Genomic DNA, 20897 nt, shown 5'->3' on the forward strand with positions numbered 1-20897 from the left:
CTGAGGGCAGAGGTGGTGCACATGCTCATCGGGACGATCCTTCGCGGCAAGGGCAGTGACGTGACGACCGTGGCACCGGAGGCGTCCGTCCGGGACCTTCTGGCCAAGCTGGCCGAGCACAACATCGGCGCCGTCGTCGTCTCCACCGACGGCGTCACGATCCAGGGGATCGTCTCGGAGCGTGACGTCGTACGCCACCTGAACGACCGCGGCGCGGCGGTCCTCGACGAGCCGGTCTCCGCGATCATGACGACGGACGTGCGCACGGTCGGACCGGGGGAGAACGTCGACGCACTGCGGCGGATCATGACCACGCAGCGGTTCCGGCACATGCCCGTGGTCCAGAACGGCCGGCTGGTCGGCATCGTCAGCATCGGCGACGTGGTGAAGAGCGCCATCGAGGAGCTGGAGACGGAGAAGGCGTCGCTCGTCGACTATCTCCACCGTTGACAGGGATGGCACGCTTAGGTCCGTGATGTACGGACCTCCTGAGTACCCGCCTCCGTACCCGCGGGCGACGAGCAGTCCGACGATCATTCTGCTCGTGTCCGGGCTCGCCGCGCTGCTGGGCTTCCTCCTGGGGGTCTTCGTGGGGTTCGGCGCGGGGACGATACCGGCAGGCCCCGTGCCCACGATCACGGTGACGGCGGAGGACCCCGACCCGCCCGTCGACCAGCCGGCCCAGAGCACGCCGCCCTCGAGCGCACCCCAGCAGAGTGCGCCGAGCGACCCCGCAGCGACGCAGCCCGGTGCGACGCAGCCCGGAGCGACCCAGCCTGGCGCCACCCAGCCCGGAGCAACGCAGCCCGGAGCGACCCAGCCAGGAGCGACGCAGCCTGGAGCGACCCAGCCCGGCGCGACGCAACCGGCTGGGGCCGGCGCCACTCCGGCCATCAACTCCGCCTCCCTGCGCACGTTCGTCGTCGGCAGGGACATTCAGCCCGGCACCTACCGCAGCGCCGGGCCCACCACGGGGTTCTCCATGTGCTTCTGGGCCCGGATGAAGAGCACGTCCGCCAACGTGGCCGACATCATCACCTCCGACATGCCGACCGGCCCGGCCACCGTCACCATCCAGCCGACGGACAAGGCGTTCCAGACCGGCGGCTGCGCGGAGTGGACCCGAGCGTGATCCTTCCGGAGCGCTCGCGTCAGGTGAGGTCGCGGCGCTTGAGCGCCGTCAGGCCCACGCCGCCGAGCGCCACGGCCAGGACGGTGAGGATGAGCAGCGGGGTGGCGTCGAATTCGGCGCCGGTGAGGACTTTCGGGATGTGGTGCATGGGCACGACGGCGTTGGCGATCCAGTAGTCGATGCCCAGGGCGGGGCCGATCTGCTCGCCGAAGAGCTGCTGGAACATGAACACCACCCACACGGCGGCCACCGCCCAGCGGGGGATCAGGCCGAGGGCGAGGATGCCGACCGCGCCGACGGCCCAGACCGCGGGCACCAGCGACAGGGCGGCGCCGAGCACGCGTGGCAGGTGGGCGCCCACGTCGCCGGCGGTGAGGCCGTACACGAGCCCGGCCGCGAGCCCCGAGGCGGTCATGGTCGTCAGGGAGCCCAGGGCGGCGAAGAGCACATGGCTGCCCGCCCAGCGCACGCGCCCCACGGGCGTCGACAGCAGCAGCTCGGCACGCCCGCTGGTCTCCTCGGCACGCAGCCGCACGGCCGACAACATGGGATGGAGCGTGGCGATCCCGGCGAGGCTGAGCAGCACCATCCAGATGAAGGTATCCGACAGGTCGGCGTCGGGGGAGGCGGTGTAGCGGCGGAAGAACTCCTCGATCTGCGGGCCCGCCTGCTTGGCGATCTCGGGGATGCCATGGGCGACGCCCGCCGTGATCGCGCTGAACCCGGCGTACGCGCCGGTCCAGCCGAGGAGCTGGCCGCGCTCCAGCCGCCAGGCCATGGCCAGCGAGCTACGCAGCCCGGGCGCCGCCACCGCGGGTCCGGGGCGGCTCTGGAGCACGCCCGCGCCCAGATCGCGCCGCGCGGCCAGCCGGTAGGCCGCGGCGCTGATCGCCAGGCACGCGGCCAGCGGCAGCAGGAAGACCCACCACAGGTCGCCGCCGAACGGCCGCATCAGGTGACTCCACCCGTTCGGGGAGAGCCAGCGCAGCCACAGGATGCCGCCGCCGTCGGCGGTGAAACGGATCAGGTACTGGAGGCCGAGCACGGTGAACGCGATCGCGCCGGCCGTACGGGCCCGCTCGGTGAGCTGCGCGGCCAGCCCGGCGACGGCGGCGAGCACGAGTCCGGGCCCGGTCATCCCGAGCGCGACGGTGAACGAGCCGGACGCGTCGAGCCCGTACCCGATCATGCCGAGCGCGGTCAGCAGTCCTGCCGCGAGCGAGACCGCCCAGGCCAGCAGCAGGCTCGCCGTGAGGGAGGCGAACCGGCCGACGACCGTGGAGCCGACCAGCTCGGCGCGCCCCGACTCCTCCTCGGCCCGGGTGTGCCTGATGACGCTGAGCACGGCCATGAACGCCACCAGCGTGTAGGCGATGTCGCCGATCTTCCACATCGCGAGGTTGCCCAGCGCGTCACCGTAGAGCAGGCCGCTGAACGCGGTGAGCGCGGCGTTGCCGCCGACCTGGGCGGCGAAGTTCACCCGGTCGGTCTCGGTGGGCAGCATGGTCTCGTAGTAGGCGACCTGGCTCACCACCAGCAGCGGCAGGAACACCACCCAGCAGGTGGCCACGAGCCGGTCGCGGCGCAGGTAGAGCAGGAAGAGCCGGCCCGTGCCGGTGAGCGCGTTCATCGCAGCGCCCCGGCGTGCCGGTCGGCGAGGGTGTAGTGGCGCAGGAACAGCTCCTCCAGGGTGGGCGGCCGGCTGGTCAGGCTGCGTGCGCCGGCCTGGCCGAGGAGCCGCAGGACCTCCGGGAGGGCGGCCGGGTCGACCTGGCAGCTGAGCTTGCTCCCTTGGTGGTGCACGTCGTACACGCCCGGCAGGTCGCCGAGCCGGGGGAGCCGGGAGCCGATCTCGGCCGTGATGGAGGTCCGGGACAGGTGGCGCAGCTCGTCCAGGCTGCCGGTCTCGACGACCTGGCCGGCCCGGATGATGCTGACCTGGTCGCACAGCGCCTCGACCTCGGACAGGATGTGGCTGGACAGCAGCACCGTACGGCCGCGCCCGCGCTCCGCGGCGATGCACTCCTGGAAGACCGCCTCCATGAGCGGGTCGAGCCCTGAGGTGGGCTCGTCGAGAATGAGTAACTCGGCGTTGGAGCTCAGCGCGGCGACCAGGGCGACCTTCTGCCGGTTGCCCTTGGAGTAGGCGCGGCACTTCTTGCGCGGGTCGAGCTCGAAGCGCTCCAGGAGCTCGGCGCGGCGCCTGGTGTCGTGGCCGCCGCGCAGCCGCCCCAGCAGGTCGATGGTCTCCCCGCCGGTCAGGTTGGGCCACAGGGACACATCGCCGGGAACGTAGGCCAGGCGCCGGTGGAGCTCGGCGGCATCGCGCCAGGGATCGCCCCCGAGCAGCCGCACGGTGCCGGAGTCGGCGCGGATCAGGCCGAGCAGCACGCGGATGGCTGTGGACTTGCCGGCCCCGTTCGGGCCCAGGAAGCCGTGGACCTCGCCGGTGTGAACGGTGAGGTCGAGGTCGTCGAGCGCACGGGTCTCGCCGAACGTCTTGACGAGATTCGCGATCGTGATCGCAGTTGTCATGGTTATTAATCTACACATGTTTCACACGAGTGTGAAGTTTGAAAAACCTGTAAACTTGGCGCATGTCTGCATCGAGGAGGATCCGTGACATCTAGGGACGAGCGGGCTGTGGAGCAGTTCGTCGAGAGCACCGCACGGATGTTCGCGGAGTGGGGCTTCCCCCGGATGGCCGCGCGCGTGCTGCTGACGATGATGTGCGCCGAGGACGACACGCTCACCGCCGGCGAGCTGGCCGGCCGCCTCGGCGTGAGCCCGTCGGCGATCTCCGGCGCCGTGCGTTACCTCATCCAGATCGGCCTGATGGACCGGCGCCCGATCCCCGGCTCGCGGCGCGATGTCTACTCGCTGCGGGACAACGCTTGGTACCTGTCGAGCACCACCACGGGCGGGGTCTACGCGATGATCGCCGACCTGGCCGATGGCGGAGCCCAAGCGCTCGGCGGGCCCGAGACGCGCGCCGGCGGCCGGGTCGGCGAGATGCGGGACTTCTTCCGTTTCATCCAGGGCGAGATGGCGGGGCTGCTCGAGAAGTGGGACAAGCTCAAGGCCTCCGAGCAGAAGGATCGAGCTGATGGGTAGGCAGCACCCGCGGCCGGGAAGTCCATGGCCGCGATCTGCTTCACCGGCTTGAAGGCCTGAACACGGACATAGGAGGATGCGCACAAGCCATCAAGGAGGATGCCATGTCGGTGTTGCAGAGCTTCGTGGACCACGTGCGCAGCGGCGCGATCGAGGTGATCGACCTCACGGCGCCGCTGTCGTCGCAGACGCCGATCCTCCAGCTGCCCGACCCGTTCGGCAACACGATCCCCTTCCGGCTGGAGGAGATCAGCCGGTACGACGACCGCGGCCCCGCCTGGTACTGGAACGACATCCACACGGGTGAGCACACGGGAACGCACTTCGACGCCCCCATCCACTGGATCACCGCCCGCGACGGCCAGGACGTCTCCCAGGTGCCCGCCGGCAAGCTGATCGCGCCCGCCGTCGTCCTCGACTTCTCCGCCGAGGCGTCCAAGGACCCTGACTTCCTCCTCCAGATCGACCACGTCAAGGAGTGGGAACGCGCCAACGGGCCGCTGCCCGACGGCGGCTGGCTGCTCTACCGCACCGGCTGGGACACCCGCTCCTCCGACCAGGCCGCCTTCCTGAACGCCAACGAGACCGGGCCCCACACGCCCGGCGTCTCCGTCGAATGCGCCTCCTGGCTGGCGTCCGACACGCCGATCATCGGCCTGGGCGTCGAGACCGTCGGCACCGACGCCGGCGTCGCCCACTCCTTCGACCCCGCGTTCCCCTGCCACTCGTTCCTGCTCGGCGCCGGCAAATACGGCCTGACCCAGCTGCGCAACCTCGACCGCCTGCCGGTGACCGGCGCCGTCGTGGTCGCGCCCCCGCTGCCCATCGTGGGCGGCTCGGGCAGCCCTGTCCGGGTGCTGGCCCTGGTGGAACGTTGATCGTCGCGGAGGCCGTGGGCCGGGCTCTGGCCGCCTGCGGCGCCACGACCGTCTTCGGCGTGGTCGGCAGCGGCAACTTCCACGTCACGAACGCGCTCGTCGCCGCCGGCGTGCGGTTCGTCGCGGCGCGGCACGAGAACGGGGCCGCGACGATGGCCGACGCCTACGCCCGGATGAGCGGGCGGGCCGGGATCGTGTCCGTGCATCAGGGGCCGGGGCTCACGAACGCGCTGACCGGCATCGCGGAGGCCGCCAAGAGCCGGACCCCGCTGATCGTCCTCGCCGGCGAGGTCACCGATCCCCGTTCCAACTTCCACATCGACCAGGGCGCCCTCGCCGCGGCGGTGGGGGCGGTGCCGATGCGGGTCGCCTCGCCGGAGGGCGCGGGGGAGCAGGCGGTGGAGGCGTACCGGGTGGCCGTGGAGGAACGGCGCACGGTCCTGCTCAACCTCCCGCTCGACGTGCAGGCCATGCCCTGCGATCCGCCCGGCGTCCGGCCGGCCGGCGGCGGTGAGTCCGGTGCCGTGAACACGAGTGACGGTGCGGTGGCGGAGCTGGCGCGCCTGCTCAGCCACGCTCGGCGGCCCGTGTTCATCGCCGGGCGCGGCGCCCGGCACGCACGCCGTGAGCTGGAGACCCTGGCCGACCGGGTGGGTGCCCTTCTGGCCACCTCGGCCGTGGCCAGAGGGCTGTTCCGCGGCAGCCCATGGGACCTGGACGTGAGCGGCGGCTTCGCGACCCCGCTGGCGGCCGAGCTGATCGGCGGCGCGGACCTGGTCGTCGGGTGGGGGTGCGCGCTCAACATGTGGACCACCCGCCACGGCACCTTGATCCCGCGGGACGGGAAGGTGGCGCAGGTCGACCTCGACCGGTCGGCGTTCGGTACGTACGTGCCCGTGGACCTGGGCGTGGTGGGCGACGTGGCAGCCGTCGCGGCCGCCCTGGACCCCGAGCCGGCCGGCGGCCGGGGTTATCGTTCCCCGGCGCTCGCGCGACGCATTCAGGCCGAGGGTCGCTGGCGGGACGTGCCGTACGAGGACGAGAGCGACGGCGGCAGGATCGACCCCAGGACGCTCACCATCGGCCTGGACGACCTGCTGCCGCTCGAGCGCGTCCTCTCCATCGATTCCGGAAATTTCATGGGATACCCGTCGATGTTCCTCGACGTCCCGGACGAACGTGGGTTCTGCTTCACGCAGGCGTTCCAGTCGATCGGGCTGGGACTGGCGACGGCGATCGGCGCCGCCCTGGCCCAGCCGGACCGGCTGCCAGTGGCCGCACTCGGCGACGGCGGCGCCCTCATGGGCAGCGCGGAGCTGGAAACCGTCGTCCGCCTGGGTCTGCCGATGGTGGTCGTGGTGTACGACGACGAGGCGTACGGGGCCGAGGTGCACCATTTCGGACCCCACGGCCATCCCCTGGACACCGTCACCTTCCCACCGGCCGACCTCGCCGCCATCGCCCGCGGCCACGGCTTCGCCGCCGTGACCGTCACCGAGCAGGCCGACCTGGCCGGCGTGGCCGAATGGCTCAAGGGGCCACGGGACCGGCCCCTGCTCGTGCATGCCAAGGTCACGAAGGATCGAGGCTCGTGGTGGCTGGAGGAGGCGTTCAAGGGCCACTGATCCACGGGCGTCCGAGATCCCGGCGCGCCGAGCGATCGCCGGGTTCCTAGAGTTTGCGGAAGGCGCGGGCCTCCTCGGCGGCGGCCAGCACGTCGGCCAGAGGCATCCCCGTGCTCGCCGCCACCGCCGCCGCGATCGCGCCCTCCACGAACGGCACGTCCGCCAGCACCACCCGCCCCGGCTCCTCCACCAGGCGGGCAGTCAGCACCGAGCTGCCCAGATCGGGCACCAGAACCACCCCATCACCCTGGTCGACCGCCCGCACCGCGGCCTCGATGAGATCCAGGCTCGTGCCCAGCCCGCCGTCGTCCGTGCCGCCCGCCGCCGCCACCGGCGTGCCGGCACCGGCGATTCCCCGGACGAGCCGCACCGCCTCCGCCGCCAGCCCCGCACTGTGCGACACCAGCACCAGGCCCACCATCACCCGGCCTCCGTCATCACGCGGCTCCGGCGTGTGGTCGCCATCGTCCTGCCCCCGTCATCGCGCGGGGCTTGCCCCCGCCCGCCCTCACGCCGGATGGGGGCGGAACATCAGGACGCATCGGCGCGGGCCGGTGCATCAGGCCGCCACGGTGGCCAGCGCGGCCATGAACAACGCCGCCGACGCCGCGCCCGGATCCTCGTGCCCGACGCTGCGCTCGCCCAGGTAACTGGCCCGCCCCTTGCGGGCCTGCATCGGGATCGTCGCCTCAGCGCCCTCCGCCGCCGCCCGCGCCGCCTGCTCGAACGCCTCCCGAAGCCCCACCCCGTCCCGTACGGCCAACGCCAGCGCACGGGACGCGGGCGCCAGCGCGTCCACCATGGTCTTGTCACCCAGAGCCGCCTTGCCCAGCCGCTCCAGCGCCACGACCCCCTCCTCGAACGCCGCCGTGAACCCCGCCAGCGTCACCGGCGCCCGCAACGCCTTGCCCATTTGCCGGAACACCGACCCGTACAGCGGCCCGGAAGCCCCGCCCACCCGGCGGATCAGCGCCGCCCCGGCCGACGTCAGCACCTGCACCGGCGTTTCCGGCGGCCACTCGGCCAGCGCCTTGGTGACCTCGGTGAGCCCGCGGTCGAGGTTCGTGCCGTGGTCGGCGTCGCCGATCGCGGCGTCCAGCTCCGTCAGCCGGTCACGGTCCTGGCGCACCAGCCTGGCCGCCTCCGCGAACCACGCCACGAAGAAGGCGGTGTCCAAGGTTTCCATGGTGTCCATTCAACGCCCCCAGCGCAGCCCCGGCGTCTCGACCGGCGCGTCCCATAGGCGCGTCAGCTCATCGTCCAGCAGGCAGACCGTCACGGAGAAACCCTGCATGTCCAGGCTCGTCACGTAGTTGCCGACCAGTGATCGGGACACGCGCGCCCCCTTCCCCTTGACGAAGGACGCCACCTCGGCGAACACCACGTACAGCTCCATGAGCGGCGTCCCGCCCATGCCATTGACCATGACCAGCAGATCGCCGTGGAGCGGCATGTCCCCGTGGATGGTCTCCATCGTGATCCCGGCCAGCTCGCGGGCCGACGCCATCGGAGCCCGCGCGCGCCCCGGCTCGCCGTGGATGCCGATCCCCAGCTCCACCTCGTGCTCCGGCAGGTCGAAGGTCGGCTTGCCGGCGTGTGGCGTCGTACACGAGCTCAGCGCGATCCCGAACGACCGGCTGCGCTCGTCCACCTCGCCCGCCACCCTCGCCACCTCGGCCAGCGGCGCGCCCTCCTCCGCCAGCGCACCCGCGATCTTCTCCACGAACAACGTCGCCCCGGTGCCGCGGCGGCCCGCCGTGTAGAGGGAGTCCCGCACCGCCACGTCGTCGTCGACCAGCACGCTCACCACCTCGACGCTCTCGACCAGCTCGGCGGCCATCTCGAAGTTGAGCACGTCGCCGGTGTAGTTCTTGACGATGTGCAGGACACCCGCGCCGCTGTCCACCGCCCTCGTCGCATCGACGATCTGGTCGGGCACGGGCGAAGTGAAGACCTCGCCGGGGCAGGCCGCGTCGAGCATGCCGTATCCCACGAAACCGGCATGCAGCGGCTCGTGCCCGGAGCCGCCGCCCGAGACCAGGCCGACCTTGCCCGGACGCGGGCCCTCGGCCCGGTAGACCACCTGATCGCGGATCCGCAGCGAGGGATGGGCCGCGGCCATGCCGTTCAACGCGTCCTCAACGAACGAGTTCGCCGCATTTATGAGCTTCTTCATTCCTTCTTCGAGGGGTCTGGACGTCGGGGGCTTGAGCCCGACGAGCAAGCCCCTCCCTCCTTCCACGTGGTGTAGGCGTACCCATCTGCTCGCTGAAAGAGGCGGAAATGTCAATCGCGTCTGCGCTCAACTGCGCAGCTGCGCGTTGAGCCGTGCGGCCTGTCGCGTGAGGTGGTCGCGTCTTGGGCCTCGGCCAGGGCACGAGCCTGCCGTCGGGAGCGGTCCGGGCGGGACGCCGTGCGTGATGGAGCAGCATGAGCGCGTGCAGGCCCGCGACCTCCTCATGTGTGGTCAGGCCTGCGCGATCTGACGCGTGGTCAGCCCGCCGACCGCCCGCAGCGTGAGCGCGACGGCGGTTCTTCTCCTTCGTCACGCGGCCCGTCGTGGCCACTGGTGTGTGCGCCTAGGACGGAGCCACCGCCACGTTCTCGACACTGGGAAGCGTGCTGAATTCTGGCTCCTGCTTCCGGCCGAACTGCACCACGCTTGAAGGGCGTTACGCCTTCTTCGCTCTTGCCTCGGCCTCCGCCGCGTCCATGGCCGCCGCCTCCTCCGGGGTCGGGGCCGTGCCGCCCAGGTGGGCGGGCTGCCACCACGCTCCCGGGGTAATCTCCGGATAGGTGCGCTGGGCGCGGTCCACCAGTTCGGACATGCGGGCATGCAGGTCGGTGGTGTGCTGGTTGACGTCCTCACCCCGCTTCGGGTGCATCGGCTCCCCGACCAGGATGGTGAGAGGCACGTGCCGCTGCAGCAGCTTGCGCGGCCGCCCCTTGGTCCAGAGCCGCTGGCTGCCCCACAATGCCACCGGGATGATCGGCGTGTTGGTAGCCTGCGCCATCCGGATCGCGCCGTTCTTGATCTCCTTGACGGTGAACGACCGGCTGATCGTGGCCTCGGCGAACACGCCCACCACCTCGCCGGCCTTCAACATCCGCAGCGCCGTCGCGTACGACCCCGCGCCCGCCCCCCGATCGACCGGGATGTGATGCATGCCGCGCATCAACGGCCCCGAGATCCGATGCTCGAACACGTCCTGCTTGGCCATGAACCGGACCAGCCGCTTCGACGGCAACGCGGCGAACCCGGCGAAGATGAAGTCGAGGTAGCTGATGTGATTGCTCACCAGCACGGCCCCCCCGGACTGTGGCACGTGCTCGGTCCCCTCCATATGGAAGCGGATGTCGAGCGCGCGAAAGAGGGTCCGCGCGGCGGCGATAACCGGCGGGTACACGATCTCAGCCATGACCAGAAGGTAGCAGTCTCTTCAGGTTGGTCTGACGGTGGTCGGGAGACGGACCATGCCCCGGACGTTGCCGTGCGCGGTGCGTCTGATGCCCTCCTCGTGAACCTCGTAGCCGGGCGAGACCGCCTTCGTCAGCTCCTCCAGCGTCACCCGCGCCTCCAGCCGGGCCAGCGGGCCGCCGAGGCAGTAGTGGCGGCCGACGCCGAAGCTGATGGCGCGGGAGGTGTCGCGGGTCAGGTCGTAGGCGTCGGGATCGGGGAAGACCGACCCGTCCCGGTTGGCGGCGCCGATGAGGATCCAGATCTTGGCGTCCTTGGGGACGAGTGTGCCGTGCAGTTCGGTGGGCTCGGTGAGGCGGCGGGCCAGGCCGTGCGCGGGGGTGTCGTACCGCAATGACTCCTCCACCCACGGCGTGATCGCCCCGCCGAAGGCGGCGGCGCGCTGGTCCGGATAGCGCCACGCCCAGTACCAGGCGGCGCTGAGCAGGTGCGTCGTGGTCTCCGAGCCGGCCCCGAGCAACAGGAAGATGAACGCCACGATCTCCTCGTCGGTCAGCCCGCCATCGGCCACCAGCGCGGAGACGAGATCGTCGCGCGGCGTGATCTTGCGATCGGCGATGATCGAGGCGTAGTAGTCGCCGAGCGACAGGATGCTCTTGAGCCCGGCGTCGGACATCTGGCCCTGCGGGTCGTACCTGACCAGGGTGTCGGACTTGCGGCGTACCTCGGCCCGGTCGGACGGTGGCACGCCCATCAGCTCGGAGATCACGTCCAGCGGCAGCTTGGCCGACAGATCGTGGGCGAAGTCGAACGTACCCTTCTCGAGGCCCAGTGCGATGTAGCCCCGGGCGATCTCCCTGATCATGGGTTCGAGGGCGGCGACCCGGCGCGGTGTGAAAGCGCGTGACACGATCGACCGCATCCGGGTGTGCTCGGGCGGGTCCATGGCCACGAACGACAGGAACGTCCGCGCGTGCGGTCCCCACGCGCCGCGATCGAGCATGGGGCCGTGGTCGCTGGAGTAGCGGGTGCTGTCGGTCAACGCGGCCGAGACGTCGGTGTGCCGGGATAACGCCCAGAAGTCGAGGTCCGGATTGTGGTAGATCGGCGCTTCCCGGCGCAGCTGCGCGTAGACGGGGTACGGATCGTCGTTGATCGACGGATCGTAAGGGGTGTAGACGACATCCACCTCCTCCACGCTAGCCGTCCGCTGTCGGCGTTGACAGCCCTGCGCACCCAGCGATCCGCTTTCACCAAGAACAGCCGTTTCGCTGTGTCCCCGGCGGTGCGTTAGATGGCGGCTTGGAACGTGCTGGCGCGCATGCCGGCCAACAAACCCGCCGTCTGCTCCGGCGTGAAGCGGCGCACCGGGTCGTTGTGCAGCAGCCCTTCGATCAGCGGCCGCATCACCCCGGCCCGCCGGGGCGGCGGGTAGGGGCCGCTCCTGGCCATGCCGAGCACGGTGGCCGCGTCCTGGCCCGGGTAAGGGGGCTGACCTTCGACGGCGCTGTAGAGGGTGGCGCCGAAGGACCACATGTCGGCCTCCTTGCTGGCCGGCCCGCCGTGGAGCCGCTCGGGGGCCATGAAGGCAGGCGTGCCGCGCAGCCGCCGCGACGTCGTCATGCGGATGTCGCCCTCGGCCGTGGCGATGCCGAAGTCGGTCAGCACCACCCGGTCGCCGGTCAGCATGACGTTGGCGGGCTTCACGTCACGATGCAGCACCCCGGCCTGGTGAGCGGTCCGCAGCGCGGCGAGCAGGTGCTGCCCGATCGCGGCGACCGACTGCGCCGGCAGCGTGCCCACTTGGGAGAGCAGCTGGTGCAAGGAGAGTCCGTCGAGATACTCCATCACGATCCAGAGCTTGCCGCCCTCTTCGATCAGGTCGTGCACCGTGACGATGTTGGGGTGCGTCAGCCCAGCAGCCATCCTGGCCTCACGCAGCACCCGGCGACGCACCATCTCGACCTCACCGGCCAAGGTCAGCTCCTTAAGCGCCACCGTCCGGTGGAGGAGCTGATCGAACGCACGCCAGACGACTCCCATACCTCCACGACCGGCCTCCTCATTCAGGAGGTACCGTCCGCCGATCTTCCGCATACCATCCCCTCAAGCTCGGGGAATAATCATGTCACTTCAGCACAGTGTCTAGGGTGACTAACGTGATCCGGATATGTCGGAAAGTCTAGGTGCGCTGGTCAGCGGCCTGGAAATTCGTTCCGACAACGCGCGCCACCGCCGCCAACGCGAGGCGCGGGAGACCTCATCGCTCTAAGGGGAGGCCGGGCCGAGGCTCCATCCTGTGACGTTTCCCTTGACGTCGCCCGCGGCCAGCCAGGACTCCCCGTCGTCCTCGGCGATCACCACCGAGTAGACGCGCCCGCCGGGAGACTTCAGCGGGTCGCCGATCGGCTTGCCGCTGCGCAGGTCCCAGACACGGATGGTTCCATCGAACCCGCCGGAGGCGACGACCGCGCGACCCTTGACCCGGCCCACCGCCAGGCAGGCGACCTGAGCGGTGTGACCGGAGAATGAGGTGATCTCCTGGCCGCTGCGCAGGTCCCAGACGCGGACCTTGTGGTCGGAACCGCCGCTGACGCCCAGAGGCTGGCCGTCCATCACCGCGGTCGCCACGGTGAAGACGTCACCGATGTGGCCGCGGAAGGTGGCGGCCAGGGTGCCGGTCTCCAGGTTCCACACCTGCGCGGTGTCGTCGGCCGACGCGGTCACCGCGAACGGGTGCCCGTCCATCGTGCCGGTCGCGACACCGAACATCGGCTCGCCGCCCGCCGTCTTGGGCTGGGGCCCGGAGTCCTTGCCCGTCTTCGGGTCCCACACACGGACCTTTCCGGCCTCGTCACCGCTGACCAGGACCGTCTTGCCCGACACCTGCGCGGCGGCGATCGTGTAGACGATCTTCTGGTGGCCTTTGTAGGCGGGGCCGAGCGGCTCGAGGCTGTCCCCGCCGGAGACGATGACCCCACCGTTCTGCAGCCGCTGGAACATGGCCGCCTGCCCGTCCACCTCGCCCACGTCGATGGCGGCGTCCGTCTCCTCGCTCCCGGAGTTCTTCAGCTCGGTCAGCTCGCTGGGGCGCGTATCGAACGTCCATGCCTTGGCCACGCCCTTGGTGCTGCCGGCCAGCACCGCGCGCTGTCCGCCGTAGGTGCTCACCGCCAGGGTGTTCACCTCGCCGCCGAGGATGGCCTTCGCGATCCGCCTGCCGTACGGCCGGGCGGCGACGCCGGCCGTTGCCGACGGTATGCCCGAGTTCGCCGAGCGCGTGGGTGTCGCCGTGGAGTCGCTCCCTCCCCCTTCCAGGGCCACCACGATCACGCTCACCAGCACCGCCACGGTGGCGGCCGAGCCCGCCACCAGGAGCCTGGACCGCTTGCGGCGGCGCGCGTCTGTGGTGGGGTCGGCGGGCGGAACGCCACCCGTGGGCGGCGTTCCCGGAGTGGGTGGTGCGACGGGCTTGGTCGAGGTCTGGTCGTGGCCGAGGAGGAGGTGCAGGACCTCGGCCGCCGTGGGACGTTCCTGCGGCGCCTTGGCCAGGCAGTGGGCGAGAAGGGCGCGCAGCGGCTCGGGAACGCCGTCCAGATCCGGCTGGGCGTGGAGGATGCGGTACATCACCGCGGGCAGCGTGTCCTGGCCGAACGGCGCGCGGCCGGTCGCGGCGAAGGCCACGGTCACCGCCCAGCTGAACACGTCGGACGCGGGCTGGGCCGGCTCACCGTGGATCAGCTCCGGAGCCATGTACGCCGGGGTGCCCACCGAGCCGCCGGTGGCCGTGAGGTCGATCGCGCGCGCGATGCCGAAGTCGATCACCCGGGGGCCGTCGGAGCCCAGCAGGACGTTGGACGGCTTGAAGTCACGATGGACGATGCCGGCCCGGTGGATCGCCGCCAGCGCGGTCGCCGTGCTGACCGCGATGCGGTCGAGGGCGCCGCCGGACCTGGGCCCGTGTTCGCGAACGGAACTCTCCAGCGACAAGCCGTCGATGAACTCCGACACGATGTAAGGCCGGTCGCCGTCGACCGCCACGTCCAGCACGCGGGCCGTGCAGAACGCCGCCACCCGCATGGCCGCGTCCACCTCGCGTAAGAAGCGCTCGCGCGCCTCGCTGCTCCCGGCCAGCCTGGCGTGCAGCACCTTGACCGCCACCCGCTCGCCCGAGGCGTCCTCGGCCAGGTAGACCACGCCCTGCCCGCCTTCACCGAGGCCCGCCACGATGCGGTAGTCACCCAGCCGGGTCGGCTCTCCGGCGTGCAGAGGGCGGAACATGGTTCCCGACGATACACGTCCCGTGCGATCAACGGCGATGCCGCGATCTTACGAGCTGCCCCAGCAGCTGGGGCGCTCGCCGGCGAACAAGACGCTGCGAGGGCCCCTGGTTGCGCGGTGAGCCGACCTACAGCGGTCTGCATGCGGACGTCGGGCTACTGAAAGCACCTTGCAGGCGGCGTAGCTGTCAATGGTGATGCGAGCCCCCGACAGGCTCGGCACGGTTCACACCATCACAGGGGAGATCCCGATGAGCCGCACCATCCGCACCCTGCTGGGAGTCACCGCCGCCGCGGGCATCGTCGCCCTGGGCGTCCCGGCCCTCAGTGCCGCCGCGAACGCGTCGACCATGTCCGCCGGCACCTTCGACGAGGTCAGGCAGGATCGGCCCTTCTTGTTCAATTACACCTTCAACGGCCATCTCAAGGTCGCTGGCGGCAATTTCACCATGGGAGGCCGCGTCTTCCTGACCGTCAAGTACAACTCCGGCCGGGCGGCGTTCTCCAAGTGGCAGATCGCTCGGCCGCACTCCATCACGCCCGGCGGAACCATCTATGTCGACACGACGATCGCCGCCCCCTGCGCCGGAAGCAAGAACGGGTACGCCGTCGCCTACGACGAAGCCACCAAGAGGTGGTCTGCTCGGCTGCCGGTGCACATCTGCCAGCGGATCGACTGACGCCTGCCGCCATGGCGCCGCGCCGAGACCAGGATGCCGAGAGCCCCCGGGGGCAGGACCCGGAGGCTCTCGGAGTGGCGGGGCCGGAAATCAGCCCATGTGCGGGTAACGATGGTCGGTGGGCGGGACGAACGTCTCCTTGATCGTGCGGGCGTTCACCCACCGGATCAGGTTGAAGATCGAGCCCGCCTTGTCGTTGGTGCCGGAGGCGCGGGCGCCGCCGAACGGCTGCTGCCCCACGACCGCCCCGGTCGGCTTGTCGTTGACGTAGAAGTTGCCCGCCGCGAAGCGCAGCCGCTCCGAGGCCGCGGCGATGGCGTAGCGGTCCTGCGCGATGATCGACCCCGTCAGCGCGTACGGGGCGATGCCCTCCATCTGGTCGAGCACCTGGTCGAAGTCCCGGTCCTCGTAGACGTGCACGCCGAGGATCGGGCCGAAGTACTCCTTGACGAAGATCTCGTCCGCGGGGTCGGCGCACTCCAGGATGGTCGGCTTCACGAAATATCCGACGCTGTCGTCGTACGAGCCGGTGAGCACGTCGATGTTCGAGGCCGCCCGCGCCCGGTCGATGGCCGCCTTGTGCTTGGCGAAGGCCCGGCCGTCGATGACCCCGCCCATGAACGTCGACAGATCCCCGGAGACGTCACCCACCGTCAGCGACTCGGTGGCGGCGACGAAGTCGTCGCGCATCCGGCTCCAGACCGAGCGCGGCACGTACGCTCGCGAGGCCGCCGAGCACTTCTGCCCCTGGTACTCGAACGCGCCCCTGACCAGCGCCGTCGCGAGCACGGCCGGGTCGGCGGACGGGTGGGCCACCACGAAGTCCTTGCCGCCGGTCTCGCCGACGAGCCGCGGGTAGCCGTGGTAGGAGGCGATGTTCGCGCCGACCGTGCTCCACAGGTGCTGGAACGTCGCGGTGGAGCCGGTGAAGTGGATGCCGGCCAGCGCGGGGTGCGTGAGCGCGACGTCGGAGACGGCCTGGCCGTTGCCCGTGACCATGTTGATCACACCGGGCGGCAGCCCGGCCGCCTCCAGCAGCCGCATCGTGAAGTGCGCGGCGAACTGCTGCGTCGGCGACGGCTTCCAGACGACGACATTCCCCATCAAAGCGGCAGATGTCGGCAAATTTCCGGCGATGGCGGTGAAATTGAACGGCGTGATCGCGAGCACGAACCCCTCGAGCGGCCGGTACTCCATCCTGTTCCACACGCCCGGCGACGACATCGGCTGGTCGGCGTAGAGCTGCCGGGCGTAGGCCACATTGAACCGCAGGAAGTCGATCAGCTCGCAGGCCGCGTCGATCTCCGCCTGCTGCACCGACTTGGACTGGCCCAGCATCGTGGCGGCGTTCAGTGTCGCCCGCCACGGCCCGGCCAGCAGGTCCGCCGCCTTGAGGAAGATCGCGGCCCGCTCGTCGAACGACAGCGCCCGCCACGCGGGCGCCGCCTGGAGCGCGGCGGAGATCGCGTCCCGCACGTCCTGGACCGTAGCGTCGTTGGTACGGCCCAGGACGGAGGCATGGTTGTGCGGCTGCACCACGTTGATGGGCGCGCCGCCGCCGAGCCGCTGCTCGCCGCCGATGGTCATGGTGAGGTCGATCGACGCCCCGGCCAGCTCCTTGACGCGGTCCTCGAGCGTGCCGCGCTCGGCGCTGCCGGGCGCGTAGCCGTAGACCCGCTCGTTGGCGGGAACGGGGACGTTGCTGATGGCATCCATTACTTACCCCCAAGGGCACGAAGGAAGAAGGCGACGTTGGCCGGGCGCTCGGCGAGGCGGCGCATGAAGTAGCCGTACCAGTCGTCGCCGTACGGGACGTAGACGCGGACCGTGTGGCCGGCCCCGGCCAGGGCCTCCTGCCGGTCGGTCCGGATTCCATAGAGCATCTGGAACTCGTGGTCGCCGATCGTCCGCCCGTATCGGTCGGCGAGCAGCTCCGTGATCGCGATCATGCGGTCGTCGTGCGTCGCCACCATGGGGTAACCCTTCCCCGCCATGAGGATCCGCAGGCATCGCACGTACGCCTTGTCCACGGCGGTCTTCCCCTGGTGCGCCACCGAGGCGGGCTCGCGGTAGGCGCCCTTGACCAGCCGCACCCGGGAGCCCTCCGCCGCCAGGTCGCGGCAGTCCTCCTCGCTGCGGAACAGGTACGCCTGGATCGCCACGCCCGTCGACGGGTAGTCCTCGCGCAGCTTGCGCAGGATGCCGAGCGTCGAGTCGACCGTGGTGTGGTCCTCCATGTCGAGCGTGACGGGCGAGCCGTTCGCCGCGGCGGCGGCGCAGATCTCGCGGGCGTGCTCGAGCGCCATCGTCTCGTCGAGCTGCTGCCCGACGGCCGACAACTTCACCGACACCTCGCCCGCGGCGCCGAGCTCCAGCGGCCGCAGCGCCCCCAGCAGTCTGATGTAGGCGTCCGCGATGGCCTCGGCGTCCCGCGCGTCCCGCGTCTCCTCGCCGAGGTGGTCGATCGTGACGGCCAGGCCGGCCTCACGCAGCCGCTCCACGGCGTCGCGGGCCTCCCCGGCGCTCTCGCCCGCGACGAACCGCCCGACCACCTTCCTGGTGAGCGGGAAGCCGGAGACGGCGCGACGTACGACACCGCTCCCTGAAGCGGCGAGCAGCAGGTGACCGAGCATGTGCTCAGTCTAAAAAGGCAGCTCAGAGGGGGCCATCGACGCGCGTAACGCGGCGTGTGGCAGGCTGTTGTACAAATGCACAATTCGGCCGACCTACAAGAGCTCGTCGACGAGATCGCCGCCCGGCTGGGGGCGTCCGCGACGCTGGAGGACCGCACGTTCCGGCTGCTGGCCTACGGCGCTCAGCACGGCGACATCGACACGGTCCGCCAGGAGTCCATCCTGCGCAGGCGCGCCACCGGCGAGGTGCGCGACTACTTCGAACGCTACGGCATCGCCAAGGCCGAAGGCCCGGTCAGAATCCCCGGCGACGCCGACCTCAAGGTCCTGGCCAGGGTGTGCTGGCCGCTGCGGCACGGCGACGTCGTCTACGGCTACCTGTGGCTGCTCGACTCGGGCGCGCTCACCGGCGAGCGGCTGCGCTCGGCCGCGCCGCTCGTGGCCAGGGCCGCCGCCGCGCTCGCCCAGGAGGCCAGGAGCCGCCGCGACCTCGGCCGCGGCCTGCTCGCGCTGTTCTCGCCCGACCCCGAGGAACGCGCCGGCGTGTCCATCGAGGTGCCCGGGCCGGTCACGGCCATCGCCGTACGGGAGTCGCAGGAACGCCTCGCCGCCCTCTGGACGCTTCCGCGCGGCGTCCTGGCCCGCCCCGGCTCACCGGTCGCCCTGCTCGCCCCCGCCCACCTGGCCGGCGAGGTGGCGCAGACTGTGCAGAGCGCGTACGGCACCGCGGCCGGCCTCGGCGCGCCCCGGAGCGATCCGGGCGACGCCTGGCTGAGCTGGCGCGAGGCCCGCCAGGCGCTGCGCATCGCCGAGCACTTCCCCCGGCACGCGCCCGTCGCCCGCTGGGAGGACCTGGGCGTGCACCGCCTCCTGGCCCGCCTCGGCCGGCCCGACCTGCGTGAGCTGGCCGCCGAGACCGCCGCGCTGGACGCGGAGCTGGCCCAGACCGTGGAGGTCTACCTCGACCTCGGCGGCCACGCCCAGAAGGCGGCCGCCGAGCTCGGCATCCACCGGCAGACGCTCTACTACCGGCTGGGCAAGGCCGAGCGCCTCACCCACCGCGACCTGTCGGAAGGCGACGACCGCCTGGCCGTGCACCTGGCGCTCAAGGCCACCCGGCTGCTCGGTCAGGACGCCTTGTAGACCTTCACCCAGTCGACGTACATCGACACGGTGGCCGGGGTCGAGGCGTCGCGGCAGCGCGGCTCGCACACCACGTCGTTCTGCAGCGCCAGGGCCATCCGGCCGCCGCCGGGCACGTACGCGCCGCGGTAGTCCCACACCTTCCTGCCGTCCAGCCAGAACGTCAGCCGCCCCGGCAGCCAGTCCACGGCCGCCGTGTGCCAGCGGGTGAAGTCGGCACGCAACTGCCGCTGGGCCCGGCCCTGACCGCCGTGCACGAAGATGCCGCCGCCCTGCCGTTTCGGGTCCACGATCTCGGCGAAGTTGACCTCGGCGTAGCCGCCGCCCTGGCCCTGCGCCGTCGGCCACAGCAGCGCCACCGGGGTGTAACCGGCGCCCGCCTCGGCCCGGAACCTGACCTCCCACCGGCCGTACTGCTGCGCGTGCCGGGTGGCCACGCCGCCCGACAGGTCCTTGCCGCCGTACATGCCGCCCTTGAGGCGCAGCACGCCGTTCGCGACCGTGGCCGCCCGCCCCGTCCGGGGGTTTCGCTCGGCGGTGGGGGAGTGGTAGATCATCCACCTGTTCGAGTTGATCGAGGAGCCGGTGAAGTTCTCGACGAGGACGGGCGCGCCCCACGTCTGCGCCTGCGCGGTCTGGGGGAGCGCGGCGACGCTCAGGAGCGCCGTCGCCGCCAGGATCGAACTGCGTCTGAGCATGCGCCCCATAGAAGCAAAGTTTTCACTCTGGTAACAGCCCCGTCCGCCGCCGCCCGTTCCCGGCCACGGAAAAGGCCCCGGCAGAGCCGGAGCCGTTTCGCAGGTCAGGCGCAGGCGTGCTCGTAGACGCGTACCAGTTCCTGGCTCACCCGCTCCCAGGAGTAACGCGAGCGGGCCCGGTCGGCGCCCGCGTACCCGAGCGCGGTCCGCAGGGTCGGGTCCCACAGCAGCTCGCGGGCCAGCCGCGCGGTACGCGCCGGCCGGTCGGGCGGCACCAGCAGGCCGGTGACGCCGTCGATGACCGAGTCCAGGTGCGCCCCGACGGCCGAGGCGATCACCGGCACGCCGCAGGCCATGGCCTCAAGCGCGACGATCCCCGTGACGGCCTCGCGCGGCACCGACACCACGGCGTCCGCGCTGCGCATCAGCTTCGCCACCGCCGGCCGCTTGACCTGGCCCAGCAGCGTCACCCGGTCGTCGACGCCGAGCTGCTCGGCCAGGGCGCGCAGGCGGCGCACGTCCCTGTCGTCGTCGAGGTCATCGGGCTCGGGTCCGCCCGCGATGACCAGCTCCACGTCGGAGAGCCCCTGCAGCGCCCGCACGACGGTGTACGCGCCGCGGTCCGGCGTGAGCGGGCCGACGTGCAGGAGCCGCTTGCGCGAGCCGCGCGTGGCCACCGGGCCGCGTCGCTGGAAACGCTCGGTGTCGACGCCGTAGGGGACGATCGCGATGTTGCCGCGTGGTACGCCGAGCCGGATCAGCGCCGACTCCTCGTCGCCCGAGCCCGCGATGACCGCGTTGGCCCTGCGGCCCAGCGCCCTTTCCACGTCCTTGTGCAGCGCGTCGACGGTGTGGAACGTCTGCGTGACCGGCACCGACAACCCCTTGGCGCCGGCCACGGAGGCCAGGCCCCAGGTCCAGCTGTGGGCGTGGATCACGTCCGGCCGGTCCTGGCTCCACCGCCGCATCAGGTGCTCGCCGAGGTCGTGGAGGTACGGCAGCACGTCGTCGGCGGGCAGATCCTTGGGCGGGCCCACCTCGAGCTGCTCCAGCGTGACCCCCGGGGCCACCCGCGTCCTGGGCTTGCCCTCGGCGCTGTCACGGCGGGAGTAGATCGTGACGTGGTGCTCGCGCCCCAGCTCGCGTGCGACGGCGAGGAGGCGATGGCGCTGGTTTCCCCCGGCGGATGCGACGATCGCAATATTCATGGCACACCTCAGCAGCGTGGAAAGCGTTTAAGGTGTGCCTGCGTCTTAGGCACATGCGTCTACGTCTACGACGATACCCAGGTTTACT

Annotated in this window: 20 protein-coding genes and 1 pseudogene; 7 read left to right on the forward strand and 14 right to left on the reverse strand. The window is 71.1% G+C overall.

Translation table 11 applies throughout. From position 1 onward, the window contains the following. Positions 1-21 precede the first annotated feature (21 nt). The gene (locus tag Q9G87_RS41720) at positions 22-450 is read left to right on the forward strand and encodes a CBS domain-containing protein (RefSeq protein WP_305922130.1); all 429 of its coding nucleotides are present in this window, start codon (positions 22-24) and stop codon (positions 448-450) included. Positions 451-472: 22 nt separating this feature from the next. Beyond that, on the forward strand, positions 473-1132 hold the full coding sequence (locus Q9G87_RS41725) for a hypothetical protein (protein WP_305922131.1): 660 nt from the start codon (positions 473-475) through the stop codon (positions 1130-1132). Between the two features lie 19 nt (positions 1133-1151). On the opposite strand, the gene Q9G87_RS41730 is transcribed toward Q9G87_RS41725, so the two are convergent. Next, positions 1152-2762 (reverse strand): ABC transporter permease, encoded by a 1611-nt coding sequence (locus Q9G87_RS41730; protein WP_305922132.1) that lies wholly within the window; start codon positions 2760-2762, stop codon positions 1152-1154. Beyond that, positions 2759-3667 (reverse strand): ABC transporter ATP-binding protein, encoded by a 909-nt coding sequence (locus tag Q9G87_RS41735; protein ID WP_305922133.1) that lies wholly within the window; start codon positions 3665-3667, stop codon positions 2759-2761. Before Q9G87_RS41735 ends, Q9G87_RS41730 begins: the two co-directional genes overlap by 4 nt. An 84-nt stretch (positions 3668-3751) precedes the next feature. Between Q9G87_RS41735 and Q9G87_RS41740 the strand changes: the two genes are divergently transcribed. From Q9G87_RS41740 to Q9G87_RS41750, 3 genes are all read left to right on the forward strand, one after another. Further along, positions 3752-4246 carry a GbsR/MarR family transcriptional regulator gene (locus Q9G87_RS41740; RefSeq protein WP_305922134.1) on the forward strand — a complete coding sequence of 165 codons (495 nt, stop codon included), beginning with the start codon at positions 3752-3754 and terminating at the stop codon, positions 4244-4246. Positions 4247-4350: 104 nt separating this feature from the next. Continuing rightward, a complete protein-coding gene (locus Q9G87_RS41745; protein ID WP_305922135.1) occupies positions 4351-5124 on the forward strand; it encodes a cyclase family protein in 774 nt (257 codons plus the stop codon). Then, positions 5121-6749, forward strand: coding sequence for a thiamine pyrophosphate-binding protein (locus tag Q9G87_RS41750; protein ID WP_305922136.1), 1629 nt, complete (start codon positions 5121-5123; stop codon positions 6747-6749). The genes Q9G87_RS41745 and Q9G87_RS41750 overlap by 4 nt, the downstream gene beginning before the upstream one ends. Before the next feature lie 46 nt (positions 6750-6795). On the opposite strand, the gene Q9G87_RS41755 is transcribed toward Q9G87_RS41750, so the two are convergent. The 8 genes and pseudogenes from Q9G87_RS41755 to Q9G87_RS41785 all read right to left on the reverse strand — a co-directional run bounded on the left by Q9G87_RS41755 (position 6796) and on the right by Q9G87_RS41785 (position 14448). Further along, positions 6796-7170, reverse strand: a complete 375-nt coding sequence (locus tag Q9G87_RS41755; RefSeq protein ID WP_305922237.1) for a PTS-dependent dihydroxyacetone kinase phosphotransferase subunit DhaM — start codon at positions 7168-7170, stop codon at positions 6796-6798. A 138-nt stretch (positions 7171-7308) separates the two neighbouring features. Continuing rightward, the gene (dhaL, locus tag Q9G87_RS41760; protein WP_305922137.1) at positions 7309-7935 is read right to left on the reverse strand and encodes a dihydroxyacetone kinase subunit DhaL; all 627 of its coding nucleotides are present in this window, start codon (positions 7933-7935) and stop codon (positions 7309-7311) included. Positions 7936-7944: 9 nt separating this feature from the next. After that, positions 7945-8925 (reverse strand): dihydroxyacetone kinase subunit DhaK, encoded by a 981-nt coding sequence (dhaK, locus tag Q9G87_RS41765; protein ID WP_305922138.1) that lies wholly within the window; start codon positions 8923-8925, stop codon positions 7945-7947. A 196-nt stretch (positions 8926-9121) separates the two neighbouring features. Further along, positions 9122-9211, reverse strand: a pseudogene (locus Q9G87_RS60945) (DUF6596 domain-containing protein); the annotation flags it as partial. Between the two features lie 210 nt (positions 9212-9421). After that, positions 9422-10168, reverse strand: a complete 747-nt coding sequence (locus Q9G87_RS41770; protein WP_305922139.1) for a lysophospholipid acyltransferase family protein — start codon at positions 10166-10168, stop codon at positions 9422-9424. Positions 10169-10189: 21 nt separating this feature from the next. After that, positions 10190-11356 carry a cytochrome P450 gene (locus tag Q9G87_RS41775; RefSeq protein WP_305922140.1) on the reverse strand — a complete coding sequence of 389 codons (1167 nt, stop codon included), beginning with the start codon at positions 11354-11356 and terminating at the stop codon, positions 10190-10192. A gap of 101 nt (positions 11357-11457) precedes the next feature. Beyond that, positions 11458-12264, reverse strand: a complete 807-nt coding sequence (locus tag Q9G87_RS41780) for a serine/threonine-protein kinase (RefSeq protein ID WP_305922141.1) — start codon at positions 12262-12264, stop codon at positions 11458-11460. 171 nt (positions 12265-12435) lie between these two features. After that, positions 12436-14448: a serine/threonine-protein kinase gene (locus Q9G87_RS41785; RefSeq protein ID WP_305922142.1), complete on the reverse strand. Its 2013-nt coding sequence runs from the start codon at positions 14446-14448 to the stop codon at positions 12436-12438. A gap of 250 nt (positions 14449-14698) precedes the next feature. Between Q9G87_RS41785 and Q9G87_RS41790 the strand changes: the two genes are divergently transcribed. Then, positions 14699-15127: a hypothetical protein gene (locus Q9G87_RS41790; protein WP_305922143.1), complete on the forward strand. Its 429-nt coding sequence runs from the start codon at positions 14699-14701 to the stop codon at positions 15125-15127. Between the two features lie 90 nt (positions 15128-15217). On the opposite strand, the gene pruA is transcribed toward Q9G87_RS41790, so the two are convergent. Then, positions 15218-16843, reverse strand: coding sequence for an L-glutamate gamma-semialdehyde dehydrogenase (gene pruA, locus Q9G87_RS41795; protein ID WP_305922144.1), 1626 nt, complete (start codon positions 16841-16843; stop codon positions 15218-15220). Next, positions 16843-17760, reverse strand: a complete 918-nt coding sequence (locus Q9G87_RS41800) for a proline dehydrogenase family protein (RefSeq protein WP_305922145.1) — start codon at positions 17758-17760, stop codon at positions 16843-16845. The genes pruA and Q9G87_RS41800 overlap by 1 nt, the downstream gene beginning before the upstream one ends. A 75-nt stretch (positions 17761-17835) precedes the next feature. On the opposite strand from Q9G87_RS41800, the gene Q9G87_RS41805 reads away from it, so the two are divergent. Next, positions 17836-18903, forward strand: a complete 1068-nt coding sequence (locus tag Q9G87_RS41805; protein ID WP_305922146.1) for a PucR family transcriptional regulator — start codon at positions 17836-17838, stop codon at positions 18901-18903. Here the strand turns inward: Q9G87_RS41805 and Q9G87_RS41810 are convergent. Together Q9G87_RS41810 and Q9G87_RS41815 are read right to left on the reverse strand one after the other, a co-directional pair. Next, positions 18888-19601: a glycoside hydrolase family 16 protein gene (locus Q9G87_RS41810; protein ID WP_305922147.1), complete on the reverse strand. Its 714-nt coding sequence runs from the start codon at positions 19599-19601 to the stop codon at positions 18888-18890. The two genes, Q9G87_RS41805 and Q9G87_RS41810, sit on opposite strands and share 16 nt — an antisense overlap. A 104-nt stretch (positions 19602-19705) precedes the next feature. Further along, positions 19706-20809: a glycosyltransferase gene (locus Q9G87_RS41815; RefSeq protein ID WP_305922148.1), complete on the reverse strand. Its 1104-nt coding sequence runs from the start codon at positions 20807-20809 to the stop codon at positions 19706-19708. Positions 20810-20897 lie beyond the last annotated feature (88 nt).

This window comes from Nonomuraea turcica, from assembly GCF_030718205.1.
In the GTDB taxonomy this organism is placed as follows: domain Bacteria; phylum Actinomycetota; class Actinomycetes; order Streptosporangiales; family Streptosporangiaceae; genus Nonomuraea.

Coding starts and splice junctions, on each gene's coding strand:
- Q9G87_RS41720 (WP_305922130.1), top strand. CDS start 22: ATGCTCATCGGGACGATCCTTCGCGGCAAGGGCAGTGACGTGACGACC.
- Q9G87_RS41730 (WP_305922132.1), bottom strand. CDS start 2,762: ATGAACGCGCTCACCGGCACGGGCCGGCTCTTCCTGCTCTACCTGCGC.
- Q9G87_RS41735 (WP_305922133.1), bottom strand. CDS start 3,667: ATGACAACTGCGATCACGATCGCGAATCTCGTCAAGACGTTCGGCGAG.
- Q9G87_RS41745 (WP_305922135.1), top strand. CDS start 4,351: ATGTCGGTGTTGCAGAGCTTCGTGGACCACGTGCGCAGCGGCGCGATC.
- Q9G87_RS41755 (WP_305922237.1), bottom strand. CDS start 7,170: ATGGTGGGCCTGGTGCTGGTGTCGCACAGTGCGGGGCTGGCGGCGGAG.
- dhaL (WP_305922137.1), bottom strand. CDS start 7,935: ATGGAAACCTTGGACACCGCCTTCTTCGTGGCGTGGTTCGCGGAGGCG.
- dhaK (WP_305922138.1), bottom strand. CDS start 8,925: ATGAAGAAGCTCATAAATGCGGCGAACTCGTTCGTTGAGGACGCGTTG.
- Q9G87_RS41770 (WP_305922139.1), bottom strand. CDS start 10,168: ATGGCTGAGATCGTGTACCCGCCGGTTATCGCCGCCGCGCGGACCCTC.
- Q9G87_RS41780 (WP_305922141.1), bottom strand. CDS start 12,264: ATGCGGAAGATCGGCGGACGGTACCTCCTGAATGAGGAGGCCGGTCGT.
- Q9G87_RS41785 (WP_305922142.1), bottom strand. CDS start 14,448: ATGTTCCGCCCTCTGCACGCCGGAGAGCCGACCCGGCTGGGTGACTAC.
- Q9G87_RS41790 (WP_305922143.1), top strand. CDS start 14,699: ATGAGCCGCACCATCCGCACCCTGCTGGGAGTCACCGCCGCCGCGGGC.
- pruA (WP_305922144.1), bottom strand. CDS start 16,843: ATGGATGCCATCAGCAACGTCCCCGTTCCCGCCAACGAGCGGGTCTAC.
- Q9G87_RS41800 (WP_305922145.1), bottom strand. CDS start 17,760: ATGCTCGGTCACCTGCTGCTCGCCGCTTCAGGGAGCGGTGTCGTACGT.
- Q9G87_RS41805 (WP_305922146.1), top strand. CDS start 17,836: ATGCACAATTCGGCCGACCTACAAGAGCTCGTCGACGAGATCGCCGCC.
- Q9G87_RS41810 (WP_305922147.1), bottom strand. CDS start 19,601: ATGCTCAGACGCAGTTCGATCCTGGCGGCGACGGCGCTCCTGAGCGTC.
- Q9G87_RS41815 (WP_305922148.1), bottom strand. CDS start 20,809: ATGAATATTGCGATCGTCGCATCCGCCGGGGGAAACCAGCGCCATCGC.